The following is a 12,627-nucleotide window of genomic DNA, read 5'->3' as shown; positions in this document are numbered from 1 at the left end:
AGAGTCCGAACGTCGATCAGTACCAGCGGTACGTCACGTTACGGGGCGGCAGCTGTCAGAGGACGGCTCCGCTCACCTTGAGTTCGACGATTTCGTCCATCGACAGTCCGATCTCCTCGAGTACCTGATCGGTGTGTTCGCCGTGTTCGGGCGCGCGCTTGACATCACCGGGCTTCTCGTTGAACTGCACTGGCGCGGATACGAGTTTGAAGTCGGTTCCGTTGGCATCGGTGACGTCGGCGATATAGTCGTTGGCTTCGACCTGGGGGTCGGTGACCACCTCGCGGGGAGTCTGTACCACTGACCAGGAACCGTCGATGTCCTTCAGCGCGAACCGCCATTCCTCGAGGGTCTTCTTCGCGAAACCCGCGGCGAGCACTTCGACAAGCGCGACGTGGTTCTGCCCGCGCAGTGCGTGGCTGGCGAACCGTGGGTCATCGATCAGTTCCGGGCTCTCGAGCACTCGCATGAGTTCCGGGAAGTATCGGTCGGATTCGAGCATGACGATCGCGATCGATCGGCCGTCGGCGGTCCGATAGCTGTTGACGAGGGGGTTCGCCGCGGTCGCGGGAACGGTCTTCGGGTATCGGTCGAGTCCGAACGCATGCGCACCGGCGATCGTCGCTCCCATTGCCCATGCGCCGAGCGCGAGCAGTGAACCGTCGACAGTCAGTGCTTCGCCGGTCCGCTCACGATGAAACAGCGCCGAGGAAATCGCCCCCGCGAGTGTCAGGCCACCGAGGGTGTCTCCGAATGCCGGCCCGGGCATGGTGACCGCGTATCCCAGTTCATCGGGGCTGACATTGTCGGCGGCACCGCTACGGGACCAGAACGAGGTCATGTCATACCCGCCACGTTCGGACTCCTCGCCGCGTTGCCCGGCTGCCGATCCGCGGACGTAGATGATCTTGTTGTTGTGTGCGCGTACGTCCTCGACATCGATGCGAAGCTTCTTGCGGGCGCCGGGGCGGAAGTTGGTGAGGAAGACGTCGGCGGTGGCGACGATCTTCATCAGCAGGTCGCGGCCCTCCTCGGTCTTCAAATCCAGTGCGACGCTGCGCTTTCCACGGTTGGGCAGTTCGAACATGTGGTTGACGCCACCGGCGGGGATGAGCCCGGAGCTGACCAGGCCACGCTGTGGGTCCCCGGTCTCGGGATGCTCGATCTTCAGCACGTCGGCGCCCCACTCCGTCAGGATCGCGCCTGCCACCGGTACATAGGTCCACGCCGCGACCTCGACGACTCGGATTCCGTTCATTACACCGACCACGAGAGAGCATCCTTTCGAAAGAACTGGAGCAGTGGATCGGAACGCGGGCGCGGAGGCGCTGGGGGCTGTTCGGATGCCAGCTGCCGAAAGCATCTGACTTAGTGTACATAACGGCCCGCGCCCGCATGTGGTCACAGTCACAGGAGTTGGGTGAATCGTCGCCGACGGGACGCGCAACGCCGAATCCCGCCGGTAAGTGCGCAGTTCGAGTGGATATCTGCCCTACTGGCGGCTATGTCTGTGCGGAAGTTGGGCCACCGGCATGGTGGCGAGTCGGGCATTTCCTGGTCGGATGTATGCGCGAGAAATCTAGTATCACAACGCGTGCCGCCACATGGATGATCAGCTGTATCTGACGCCGGTATGCAGATCGTCGCAGTAACCGGTGCCTAGGGCGCGCCTCCGAGTGTGCGGCTGGATCCGGTCTACTGGAGAATATGCACACGTGTGTCAGAGTGCGTGGCCGTAGTGAGCAGCTTCTCGGTCTTCAGAGCTAGTCATATGCAGTATTGTCTGGCCACTTACGTGGACATGACCATCAGATGTTAGTCTTCGTCCACGGTGACCGGAATCACTCGCAGTCTCGAGGGCGGCATGGATCACCAGCCGCGCCGGCGCCGAACGGAAGGCATTGGAGGATGTACATGTCAAACGATTCGGGTCGAGTGCTCCCCGACGTGACCGAAGAGTCCCGTGCGTTCTGGACCGGTGGATTCGACGGCGAACTCCGCATCACCCGGTGCCAAGCATGCAGAGGGTGGATCCATCCACCCGTCGGGGCCTGCTGGCGTTGCCGCAGTCTCGACGTCGTCCCCGAGGTCGCGTCGGGCAAAGGCAAGGTTGCGGCGTTCACGGTCAACCATCACCCGTGGCTCCCTGCCTTCCCGCCGCCGTATGTGATCGCGGCGGTCGAGCTGGACGACCAACCCGACGTCCGCCTCACCACCTGCTTGGTCGAGGTCGACATCGACTCGGTTGACATAGGTATGGCGGTCGAAGTCGTTTTCGAGGAACAGGACGATGTGGCGATTCCTTTCTTCCGGCCGGTGACCGCATGACCTTCGTGGACAACCGTGCGGTGATCACGGGTATCGGACAGTCGCAGATCGGTCGTCGAATCGGCCGCACCGGAATCTCTCTCGCCCTCGAGGCGGCGGCGCGAGCGGTGGAGCACGCCGGTTTGTCGTTCGACGACATCGACGGGGTGGCCAGCTATCCCGGTCCGGTGGCAGCGGAGGGCGGATTCGTCGGGGCGACCACACACGATGTGCGCGACGCCTTCGGACTCAGAACGCGGTGGCACGTCAGTGGTGTCGAGACCTCGGGTCAGATCGGCACATTGCTCGACGCCGCAGCGGCAGTGGCCTCGGGCCGCGCCGAACACGTGCTGTGTTTCCGCTCGGTGTGGGAGGCAACAGCGCAGGCGGCGGGACGCGCAGCGGCACTGACCTCGAAAATGGCACGTGCGTCCGGCCATTCGGAGTTCCGGATGCCCTTCGGCGCGGCCTCGCCGGCGAACTGGATCGGGATGTTCGCCCAACGGTATATGTGGGAGTTCGGACTGACCCGGGAACAGCTGGGCAAGATTGTCATCAACAGTCGTCGCAACGCGGGGTTGAACCCGAACGCCATCTACCGCACTCCGATGACGATGGACGACTACCTCGGTGCCCGCATGATCTCAACTCCGTTGGGCCTCTACGACTGCGACGTGCCATGCGACGGTGCCACCGCCATCATCGTCTCGCGCCGCGAGGCATCGGCGGGTCTGAAGAACACACCGATCGCCATCGAGGCGGCCGGTGCCGGTCTGTACCAGCGCCACAACTGGGATCAGCGCGCCGACTTCACCACTACCGCGCCGTTCGACGCTGCCGCCTCGATGTGGGCGACCACCGATCTGACGCCGAACAACGTCGATTTCGCCACGCTCTACGACGGCTTCAGTTACCTGACCCTGCAGTGGATCGAGGCCTTCGGGTTCGCCGAGCACGGCAAGGTCGGTCAGTTCCTCGACAACGAGGAGCGCTATCGACTCGACGGCGCCCTGCCGATCAACCCGCATGGCGGACAGCTGTCGGCCGGTCGACTGCACGGCTACGGATTCCTGCACGAGGCTTGCGTCCAGCTATGGGGCGAGGGCGGAGATCGACAGATCCCCAAGGATGTCGAGATCGCCGCAGTGGGAGTCGGCGGCGGACCCGAGGCCGGTTGCATGCTGCTGCGAAGAGACAGCTGATGACCGCAGGAAGGCGGTTCCGCGGCGGCCGCAAGTAGCGGCACTGAGGTCCAACGGTGCGGCGATGGTGTCGTCGGCGTTTTTCGGTGCTGGTCGCTGTCTCCCCACATCGTGACAGGTGTTGAACGGCGCTGTTTCCCTCCGAACGGATCGCCGGTGACCGGTCGCGCATGCGATCACTCACATCGACATCCGCCTGCTGCGACCGCCGACAGTCTCGCGCAAGACGCGCAAAGCAAGGAAGCTCACATGATTCCATCCATAGATTCCGAAGTTTCCGGCCGAGAGGCCGCCAGAGCGGTGCCGCAGGGCAGGTGGACGCCACGGCCTGCTGGCATCCCTCGTCTCGATGGTGCTGGTACTGGAGGTGGTTCCCGCAAGTCTGACAATGGTCGCCGTGGGTTTGCCACGTATCGTGGCGCAGTACCACACGATGCAGGGGTGCCTGGTTGTCGGCCGCGTACATGCTGGTGGGCGCGGTGATCTCCCCGCTGGTCGGGAAGCTCGCCGACATGTACGGCAAACGAAAACTGTTGCTCATGATGAATCGTCACGGGTTGGGGGCCGCTTCTTCCTAGTGGAAGATGGTCTCCATCATGTCGAAGCGTTATCCCCTGCGGCGCTGGGCCTGGGCTATGGCTTGGGTCTGAACGCCTTCGGTTTCGCGCCGATCTTGGCGGCGTTCGGGATTGCGCTGGCTGTGGGCGGTTTCATCGTCGGAAAGTTGGTGCGCTACATCGAAGCTCGCATGCTCCTGGGCTTGGGCCTGGGACTGATCGGGTTGGGCGCGGTGCTGGCCGCGGTCGAGCATGGGAATCGTGGGCTGCTGATTGTCTTCGCGACGTTGGTGGGCCTCGGTATGGGTCTCGGGGTTTCCTCGGTTCCCAACCTGGTGATCGCTGCGGTTCCCGCCCAGGTGCAGGCGTCGGTTGCGAGCGTGATCGTCGTGGTCACGAGCACCGGGTCCGCGGTGCTTCCCGTCGTGGTCTTCGCGGTCCTCAACTCACATATCGCCACCGTCGCGCAAGGTCATGCGCTCTACAGCGGCAGCGGCATGAATCTGGCCTTCGTGATTCCCGCCGCGTGCGCGTTCTTCGGGATGGTTGTCGCGTTCGCGGTCCGTTGGCGGATCCGCGATTTCGCGGCCGAGGCGGGTGTCGCGGACGGCGAATCGATCGAAGACACAGATCCGGCACAGGTCGGCTGAGCATGCCGAGCCTGAACCTCCACTGCGGCGGCGATCGAGGTCGTGGGCATGGTCGACGACCAGATGCGGCTCGTCGCGACGAGGTGAATCCGACGACACCGGGCGGAGCACTCGACCGGCGGTACCTGGGCACTGCCGACCAGTTATATGGATTAAGCGTCAGAAAGATAACAAAAACCGATGTCAAAGCTGGACTGAGCAGCTCGATTCGATGGCAAACGGCAAGTAATCAGCAGGTAGAGATCGGCATACGTTGACCTTCGTGATGGCCATCACTACGATGACATACTGTCAGATTGGCTGTTGTTCATGCTTCGGACACTGACACATCGGATGACGCGACACCCAAGAGCCGTCATCCAATTCACGTAGGGAGCCATAGTGCCGCTTCAGGACCATATGCAATTGATCTCGGTGGACGATCACCTCATCGAACCGCCGAACGTGTGGACGGATCGTCTGCCCGCGAAGTTCCACGAGGAGGGGCCGCGGATCGTCGAGATGGACATGAGCAACAGTGGCGGCGACGAAGGTCTGTCGAAGGTGCTGCTCGCGTCCGCGCGTGGTGAAGGCGGTCGTGCAGCGCAGGCCAAGGTCGCTCAGGTCTGGTCGTACGAAGGCAAGATCTACCCGAATATCGGCCTCAATGCCGTCGCTGGCAAGAAGCCGCAGGAATACGGCATGGATCCGACCCGGTATTCCGACATGCTCCCCGGCTGCTACGACCCGAAGGCGCGTGTCGCCGACATGGACATCGACGGCGTCCAGGCCGCGTTGTGCTTCCCGTCGTTTCCGCGCTTCGCCGGAACGGTCTTCATCGACCACAAGGACAGCGAGCTCGCGCTGCTGTCGGTGCAGGCGTGGAACGACTTCCATCTCGACGAGTGGGCCGCGACCGCCCCCGATCGCTTCATCCCGCTCATCATTCTGCCCCTGTGGGATCCACAAGAGGCGGCGAAAGAGATCTACCGTTGTCACGCCAAGGGCGCCAAAGCGATCACATTCCCGGAGAACACTGTCGGGCTCGGTCTGCCGTCCTTCTACACCGATCACTGGGACCCGGTCTTCCGCGCGGCCGAGGAGACGAAGATGCCGCTGTGCATGCACTTCGGATCCTCCGGCAAGGCTCCGATGACTTCACCCGAGGCGCCGATGGCCGTGATGATCGCGCTGTTCGGAACCAATTCGATGGACGCGACCGCCGATCTGCTGTTCTCGCCGGTGTTCTACAAGTTCCCGAACCTGAAGGTCGCACTGTCCGAGGGGGGAATCGGTTGGATGCCTTATCTTCTCGAGCGCATCGACCTCACATGGGAGAAGCACCGCTGGTACCAGAATGTGAACAAGGAAGTTCGGCCGTCCGACATCTTCCGGAGGAACATCTACGGCTGCTTCATCGATGACCTCGAGGGTGTGTCGCGTCGGCACCAGATCGGCGTCGACAACATCACCTGGGAATGCGACTACCCGCACTCGGATTCGAACTGGCCCAACAGCCGTCGGTTCACCGAGAAGTTGCTCGCCGAGGTCCCGGACGACGAAGCGCACAAGATCGTCGAACTCAACGCGCGAAAGCTGTACCACTTCCCGCGGGTGAGCTGAACCGCCGATCGTCGCCAGGGCGCCCAGGCGGTATTCGCGGGGCAGCCCTGCGTCGTCGGCCTACCGATGCCCGGGGCGTACGTCGATGATCGTCTTGCCGATGACCGTCGTTGTGCGACCTCTTCGAGTGCCTCGCGGGTGTTGCGTAACGGATAGCGCGCATGGATGGTCGGCCGGATTCGGCCGGTGCGCCATCGGGGAATCTCGCCACTTGCGTAACCCAGGGTGACGAACGTTCCGCCCCAACGGAGTTCGCGCAGTGCGGGCTCGGAGTTCCGGCCGCCGACCGAGTCGATCACGGCATCGACCGCGTCGGGGCCGAGCGCGCTGCGCAACCGGTCGCGCAGATCCCCTGAGCTGTAATCGATCGCGACCCGGGCACCCTTGGAGATGGCCGCCTCGAGCAGTCTGTGACTCCCCACCTGCGAATATGTGACGGTTTCTCGCTAGAGTAATTGCATTCTGCAAAATGAGTCATTATGTTCTGAGTATGACCGATCAAGCAGTGACCACCCCGTCGTTGGACACCGAATCGCTGAGTCGATGGATGGACGCGCAAGGTCTCCCTGGTGCCGGTGAGCGTGCGCAGGCACGTTCCCTGACGGGCGGGTCGCAGAACGAACTCTTCGAGATCACCCGTGGCGGCGAGAAGATGGCCCTTCGCCGGCCTCCGAGCTACGGCGTCGAAGGTCGCGCGAAGGTCCTGATGCGGGAGGCGCGTCTGCTGAAGGGCCTTGCCGGAACGGATGTTCCCCATGCGGCGCTGCGCGGCGTCACCGATGACGAGTCGGTCATCGGCAGCCCGTTCTACCTGATGGACCTCGTCGACGGCTGGAGCCCCATGGGCGCCGGTTGGATCGCGCCCTTCGACGCCGACCTCGACGCCCGTGGCGATCTGGCGATCCAATTGGTGGACGGCGCGGCGAAGATGGCGCGGGTCGATTGGAAGGCCCATGGTCTCGAGGGTTTCGGTAAGCCGGAAGGATTCCTCGAACGACAGGTCGATCGCTGGCTCTCGCACCTGTCCGGCTTCAAGTTTCGTGAACTACCCGGTCTGGACGAGACGGCGAAGTGGCTCAGCGAGCACATCCCGTCCACGTTCGAACCGGGAATCATGCACGGTGACTACCAGTTCGCCAACGTGATGTACCGCCACGGGAAGCCTGCCGAACTCGCGGCGATCATCGACTGGGAGATGGCGACGATCGGCGATCCTCTGCTCGACCTCGGCTGGGTCCTCGTCGGCTGGTCGCCCGAAGGCGACGCGATGCAGCACGCCCGCTATCTCGACTACGCCGGAATGCCGTCCCGCGAGGCGATGCTCGAGCACTACGCGAAGGTCAGTGGACGCGATGTGTCCGCCGTGGACTACTACGTCATCCTCGCTCGATTCAAGCTCGCCATCGTGCTCGAGGCCAGCGTCGCCCGGCACGCCAAGGGTGAGGCGGACGACCGCGTCGCGCGGTTCGGACCCATCGCACTCGAACTGATGGAGTTCGCCGCATCGTTGTCGCGGACCACGTCGTACCGCTGAGTCGAACAGTTTTCCGGTAGAACGCAATCGAGGAGCTTTCCATGGCATGGGATTTCGAGACCGACCCCGAGTTTCAGAAGAAGCTGGACTGGGCGGCTCAGTTCGTCCGTGACGAGATCGAGCCACTCGATCTGGTGTGGCCGCACGACAACTACAAACCACTCGACGACGAACACCGCCGCATCGTCGATCCGCTGAAACAAAAGGTTCGCGACCAGCAACTGTGGGCGTGCCATCTCGAACCGGCACTGGGCGGCCAAGGCTACGGTCAGATGAAACTCGCGTTGCTCAACGAAATTCTCGGTCGGTCCATCTGGGCGCCGGTCATTTTCGGAACGCAGGCTCCTGACACCGGCAACGCCGAGATCATCGCGCATTTCGGCACCGCGGAGCAGAAGGCCGAGTACCTGGCTCCGCTGCTGGCCGGAGAGATATTCTCCTGCTACTCGATGACGGAGCCGCAGGGCGGTGCCGACGTAGGACAGTTCGAGACCACTGCGGTTCGCGACTGTGACGACTGGATCATCAACGGCTACAAGTACTTCTCGTCCAATGCGCGGTACTCGACATTCTGCATCGTCATGGCGTACACGAACAAGGATGCGGGCCCGCACAAGGGCATGTCGATGTTCTTGGTGCCCACCGACACCGAAGGCGTCGTCATCGAGCGCAACGTTCCGCTGATGCACGAGCCTGCGGAGGAGGGGTCGCACGCGTATATCCACTACGACAACGTTCGTGTGCCGGCGACCGCGATGCTCGGCGAGGAAGGGCGTGCGTTCGAGGTGGCTCAGGTGCGCCTCGGTGGCGGACGTGTCCACCACGCCATGCGGACGGTGGGTATGGCGCAGCGCGCACTGGACATGATGTGCGAACGAGCGCTGAGTCGCACCACCCGCGGCAGGCCACTCGCCGAGCGCGAGACCGTGCAGACCTACATCGCGGAGTCGTACGCTCAGTTGGCACAGTTTCGCCTGTTCGTCCTGCAGACCGCCTGGCTCATCGACAAGACCCAGGACTACTCGAAGTGCCGCAAGGACATCAGCGCCATCAAGTTCCTGACCCCGAAGGTGTTGCACGACATCGTCTCTCGTTCCATTCAGGTGCACGGTGCACTCGGAGTCAGCCAGGACACCCCGTTGGCCCACATGTGGGTCAGCGCGCCGGTGATGGGTCTCGTCGACGGGCCTACCGAGGTACACCTGCGTCAGGTCGCCAGGGGAGTGCTGTCCGGGTACACGGCCGTCGACACCCTGTGGCCCAGTGAACACATTCCGTCCAAGCTCGGTGCGGCCGAGTCCAAGCTCGGTATCGGAGGAGGACAGCGATGACGGTGCAGGAGAACTCGATTGCACTGACCGGTCGCCGCGTGGTGGTCACCGGCGGTGCGAGCGGTATGGGTGCCGGCCTGGTACGGGCATTCCCGAAGCTGGGAGCGAACGTCGTGTCGTTGGACCTCGTCGAGGATCCGGGTGCCTCCATCGCGAAGGAGGCGGGCGCCCAGTTCGTGGCGTGTGACGTCTCCGAGCCAGAATCAGTGAAAACCGCACTGGGGCAGGCGGTGTCGCTCCTCGGTGGACTGGACGTCCTGATTCACGCGGCTGGAATCGCACCGGGAGGTGCCGCCGAGGACATCACGTTCGACACGTGGTCCAAGGTGATGGCCATCAATGCGACGGGCACGTTCCTGACCAATCAGGTTGCCTTCGAACATCTGAAGGCCGCGGGCGGGCAGATTCTCAACTTCGCCTCTGCTGCCGGTGTGCAGGGACTGCCCAACAAGGCCGCCTACTCGGCCAGCAAGGGGGCGGTGGTGGCCTGGACGCGCACCATCGCGCGCGAGTGGGCGCGATACGACATCACCGTCAACGCGATCGCTCCGGCGATCTGGACTCCGATGTACGACAAGACTCGAGCGTCGATGACGCCCGAGCAGGTGGCGGCGCACGATGCGTACATGGCGTCTGCGGTTCCCTTGGGCGGCAAGCTCGGCGAGGTCGACGAGCACCTCGTTCCCGTTCTCGCCTTCCTGTCCAGTACCGGTGCCCGCTTCATGACCGGGCAGGTCTTCCCGGTCGACGGTGGCACCCTCGTGATGCGGTAGAAGCTCCGGACCTGCCGGCCTACTGCGCCGGCAGGTCGACGAGTTCCGCCAAAGCGGTGTGGTGCTGTTCGTTCGTGCCGAGCATCACCGCCGAGGTGAATGCTCGCTCGAGATACAGATGCACGGGATGCTCCCAGGTGAATCCGATCCCACCGTGCATCTGCAGGCACTGCTCGACTGCCGTCAACGATGTCCTGGTGCAATAGGACCTACAACGGTCCGTCGAGACCGATTTCGGGTGTCGCCACGAAGGCGAGGAGCCGACTGTGGCTCGAGTGTTCGCCGAGCATCCGTCGTAACGTGCCGCGAAGTTCGTCCTGCGTGTCGTCGTCGACGAGGGAAGGGACCGTAGGGGTGATCATCGGGGAATGTCCTGCCAGGGAAGGTCCTGGTCGGTTTCGGTTCGCGTGGAAGGTTCAGCACCCGATCGGCGATCTGCGCGAGCAGAATCTCCGACGTTCCACCCTCGATGGAGTTCGGCCGAGACCGGAGATAGTGTGCGCCACTGTCACTTTGGCGCCGGATCCTTCGAGGCCGGGCTGCGACATCGCGGCGACCTGTCGACAGCGCTCGTTACTCAACCGCGCCACCTCCACCTCGACCCAGATGCGCATCAACTCCGAGTGGGCGCCGGGGGTGCGCAGGTCCGGATGCGTACGCCGCAGCTGCGCGAGGCGGCCTATGTGCCCCTCCTCCCGTGGAGCGTCCTTGCCGCCTATCGCTGTTCGCTCGTTCATCAGTGTCGTACGTGCCACTGCCCATCCGTCACCGAGATCGCTGATGCGCATCGAATCCGGAATGCGAACATCGGTCAGGAAGACCTCCTTGAAGTGTGCTTCCCCCGTCGCCTGGCGTAGCGGTTCGACATCGATTCCCGGAGTTGGCCCGTTCGACGATTCCCTGGAGCGACCGCGGGGCGTCCAATCCGCCTGATCCGGTAGGGAAGTGGATCCACGCCAGCCCGGCGTCGAATCGGCGACCCAGGAACTCGGTCTCGGTCAGGGTGCGTGGATCGTTGTCTGCGAGGAAATCGGAGACTGCGACGAGCACTGCCTGTTCGTCCACGGTTGTGGCCGGGCTCATACGGTTACTCCTTTGACGGCTGCGGCTACTTCCCGGCCGAAGAATTTCAGGGTGGCCTCGGAACCAAGGTCGTGGAAGCGCACGATGAACAATTCGACGCCCCGTGCGCGCTCGGCAGCGAACATCTCGACGAGCTGGTCCGGTGTGCCGATAAACGGTGCCCCCCAGGAGTTTTCGGGCATTCGCCGAGCTACCTTGGCGGTTACCTCGGCACGCTGCGTTTCGGACTCGAGCACGCCGACGGCATACTGCGCCGATATTCTGGCCTTTCCCCGCAGCGGTGCCAGTTGACCGAGGCGATGTCTAGCGCTGCCGACACAGTTCCACCAGTCCGCGTGCTTCGACACGAGCGGCATCGTCAGCGTCTTACCGCCGCCACCGATGTGGACAGGGATGCCACTCTGAACGGGAGTCGGCAGTCCATAGGCACCCTGTAGTCGAAAGTATCTGCCGTTGTAGTCGAATTCGTCTCCCGCGAACATCAGCGCGAGAATCTCCAGCGTCTCCCCGAGCGCACCGGAGCGTTCGCGCCTGGTGCCGGGCGGGAATCCGAATCTGGTGAACTCGTCCTCCACCGAGCCCCACCCGAGTCCGAGATCGAGGCGGCCATCGCTGATCCGGTCCACCGTGGCTGCCATTTTCGCCAGCAACGCGGGATGACGGAATGGCCCACAGCCGACAAGGTGCCCGAGCCGAAGTCGGGTCGTGGCCCCGGCCAGCGCGGTCAGCAGAGTCCAACTCTCCAGACTGTCGCAGGGCGGGGCACCGGGGGCGTACAGATGGTCCATCAACCAGAACGAGTCGAATCCCGCCGCTTCGGCGGTGCGGGCGCGGGCGAGCATCGAGGCGACACCGATCTTGAATTGCGGTACGTACACGCCGAACTGCGGAGTCGCCGACGCTTGCGCTCTGGCATGATTCGCGAGTGAAGACATGTATCTGACAATATCGTCACATTGATGCCTGTGGCGCTGTTTCGGAGAACTGACTGTCAGAACGTGGCCGCCGTGCATCTATGTTGACAGGTGGCCTGCGTCACATTACTGTCCATCAGTGTCAGATGCCAGACCGAGATGACGGATCGGTGGCTCTGCGCACATATCCCCGGTGACGACATCTATGCCATTCGACGGCAAGTTGTTCGGATTACCGCGTCAGACAGAGGAATCGGAACGGCACTCGGACGAAGCGTCGTTTCATCACCGGAAGTACCTACGAACTCGACGTCGGAACGGGCGCCGGCTCTGCCGAAGGAGCGAGGGTTCGAGCGGAGGAACTCATCATGTACGGCGGTCCACGCATCAAGCATCTAGACGAAGTGCCTGCCGAGGAGATGCTGAGATTCCGATTCGAAGATGGCCGTACGGCATCGATCTGGGAGAAATGGATCGAGCTGTCGCCCGATTACGTCGCGTTCTGGAACAGATGGGACCCGGGTGCGATGACGCCGCAGCACGGGCATCACGGCAATCACATCAACTTCATCGTTCAGGGGGAGATCCGCAGCAAGGACGGGGTGTGCGGTGTGGGCAGCCACACGACGGCCGCTAGCCACGTCGCCGGCTGGACCTACGAGCCCGAGGAGTAG

At 63.2% G+C, this 12,627-nt stretch carries 10 protein-coding genes and 3 pseudogenes; 8 read left to right on the top strand and 5 right to left on the bottom strand.

All coding sequences use genetic code 11. The features are described 5' to 3' along the window. Positions 1–55: 55 nt before the first annotated feature. A complete protein-coding gene (locus tag NM2_RS02175; RefSeq protein ID WP_067663019.1) occupies positions 56–1,258 on the bottom strand; it encodes a CaiB/BaiF CoA transferase family protein in 1,203 nt (400 codons plus the stop codon). A 656-nt stretch (positions 1,259–1,914) separates the two neighbouring features. On the opposite strand from NM2_RS02175, the gene NM2_RS02170 reads away from it, so the two are divergent. The 4 genes from NM2_RS02170 (at position 1,915) to NM2_RS02155 (ending at position 6,318) form a co-directional block, all read left to right on the top strand. Beyond that, complete coding sequence (locus NM2_RS02170; RefSeq protein ID WP_067663336.1) at positions 1,915–2,328, top strand: Zn-ribbon domain-containing OB-fold protein; 414 nt, start codon at positions 1,915–1,917, stop codon at positions 2,326–2,328. Continuing rightward, positions 2,325–3,509, top strand: a complete 1,185-nt coding sequence (locus tag NM2_RS02165) for a thiolase family protein (protein ID WP_067663015.1) — start codon at positions 2,325–2,327, stop codon at positions 3,507–3,509. The genes NM2_RS02170 and NM2_RS02165 overlap by 4 nt, the downstream gene beginning before the upstream one ends. Before the next feature lie 349 nt (positions 3,510–3,858). Continuing rightward, complete coding sequence (locus tag NM2_RS02160) at positions 3,859–4,716, top strand: MFS transporter (protein WP_157120835.1); 858 nt, start codon at positions 3,859–3,861, stop codon at positions 4,714–4,716. Between the two features lie 381 nt (positions 4,717–5,097). After that, positions 5,098–6,318 carry an amidohydrolase family protein gene (locus NM2_RS02155; protein ID WP_067663010.1) on the top strand — a complete coding sequence of 407 codons (1,221 nt, stop codon included), beginning with the start codon at positions 5,098–5,100 and terminating at the stop codon, positions 6,316–6,318. 257 nt (positions 6,319–6,575) lie between these two features. On the opposite strand, the pseudogene NM2_RS51300 reads toward NM2_RS02155, so the two are convergent. Further along, a pseudogene (locus NM2_RS51300) lies at positions 6,576–6,740 on the bottom strand (NADPH:quinone oxidoreductase family protein); the annotation flags it as partial. A 68-nt stretch (positions 6,741–6,808) separates the two neighbouring features. Here NM2_RS51300 and NM2_RS02145 point away from each other — a divergent pair. From NM2_RS02145 to NM2_RS02135, 3 genes are read left to right on the top strand one after another with little or no spacing between them, the layout of a single operon-like run. Next, the gene (locus NM2_RS02145; protein WP_439956823.1) at positions 6,809–7,852 is read left to right on the top strand and encodes a phosphotransferase family protein; all 1,044 of its coding nucleotides are present in this window, start codon (positions 6,809–6,811) and stop codon (positions 7,850–7,852) included. A gap of 41 nt (positions 7,853–7,893) precedes the next feature. Beyond that, complete coding sequence (locus tag NM2_RS02140) at positions 7,894–9,183, top strand: acyl-CoA dehydrogenase family protein (protein WP_067663000.1); 1,290 nt, start codon at positions 7,894–7,896, stop codon at positions 9,181–9,183. After that, the gene (locus NM2_RS02135; protein WP_067662997.1) at positions 9,180–9,956 is read left to right on the top strand and encodes an SDR family NAD(P)-dependent oxidoreductase; all 777 of its coding nucleotides are present in this window, start codon (positions 9,180–9,182) and stop codon (positions 9,954–9,956) included. Before NM2_RS02140 ends, NM2_RS02135 begins: the two co-directional genes overlap by 4 nt. A gap of 19 nt (positions 9,957–9,975) precedes the next feature. Here the strand turns inward: NM2_RS02135 and NM2_RS47110 are convergent. The 3 genes and pseudogenes from NM2_RS47110 to NM2_RS02125 all read right to left on the bottom strand — a co-directional run. After that, positions 9,976–10,179: pseudogene (locus NM2_RS47110) on the bottom strand (acyl-CoA dehydrogenase family protein); the annotation flags it as partial. A 135-nt stretch (positions 10,180–10,314) separates the two neighbouring features. After that, positions 10,315–10,834 (bottom strand): annotated as a pseudogene (locus NM2_RS47105) (acyl-CoA dehydrogenase family protein); the annotation flags it as partial. Between the two features lie 201 nt (positions 10,835–11,035). Next, positions 11,036–11,974 carry an LLM class flavin-dependent oxidoreductase gene (locus NM2_RS02125; protein ID WP_067662991.1) on the bottom strand — a complete coding sequence of 313 codons (939 nt, stop codon included), beginning with the start codon at positions 11,972–11,974 and terminating at the stop codon, positions 11,036–11,038. A 347-nt stretch (positions 11,975–12,321) separates the two neighbouring features. Here NM2_RS02125 and NM2_RS02120 point away from each other — a divergent pair, with 347 nt between their 5' ends. After that, positions 12,322–12,627 carry a hypothetical protein gene (locus NM2_RS02120; RefSeq protein WP_245717789.1) on the top strand — a complete coding sequence of 102 codons (306 nt, stop codon included), beginning with the start codon at positions 12,322–12,324 and terminating at the stop codon, positions 12,625–12,627.

It is taken from the genome of Nocardia miyunensis NBRC 108239, assembly GCF_001613065.1.
Classification (GTDB): domain Bacteria; phylum Actinomycetota; class Actinomycetes; order Mycobacteriales; family Mycobacteriaceae; genus Nocardia; species Nocardia miyunensis.
The sequence above is the reverse complement of the archived record's forward strand: the minus strand, read 5'-3'. Positions and strand labels throughout refer to the sequence as shown.

Coding starts and splice junctions, on each gene's coding strand:
- NM2_RS02170 (WP_067663336.1), top strand. CDS start 1,915: ATGTCAAACGATTCGGGTCGAGTGCTCCCCGACGTGACCGAAGAGTCC.
- NM2_RS02175 (WP_067663019.1), bottom strand. CDS start 1,258: ATGAACGGAATCCGAGTCGTCGAGGTCGCGGCGTGGACCTATGTACCG.
- NM2_RS02120 (WP_245717789.1), top strand. CDS start 12,322: ATGTACGGCGGTCCACGCATCAAGCATCTAGACGAAGTGCCTGCCGAG.
- NM2_RS02165 (WP_067663015.1), top strand. CDS start 2,325: ATGACCTTCGTGGACAACCGTGCGGTGATCACGGGTATCGGACAGTCG.
- NM2_RS02145 (WP_439956823.1), top strand. CDS start 6,809: ATGACCGATCAAGCAGTGACCACCCCGTCGTTGGACACCGAATCGCTG.
- NM2_RS02135 (WP_067662997.1), top strand. CDS start 9,180: ATGACGGTGCAGGAGAACTCGATTGCACTGACCGGTCGCCGCGTGGTG.
- NM2_RS02140 (WP_067663000.1), top strand. CDS start 7,894: ATGGCATGGGATTTCGAGACCGACCCCGAGTTTCAGAAGAAGCTGGAC.
- NM2_RS02125 (WP_067662991.1), bottom strand. CDS start 11,974: ATGTCTTCACTCGCGAATCATGCCAGAGCGCAAGCGTCGGCGACTCCG.
- NM2_RS02160 (WP_157120835.1), top strand. CDS start 3,859: ATGGTGCTGGTACTGGAGGTGGTTCCCGCAAGTCTGACAATGGTCGCC.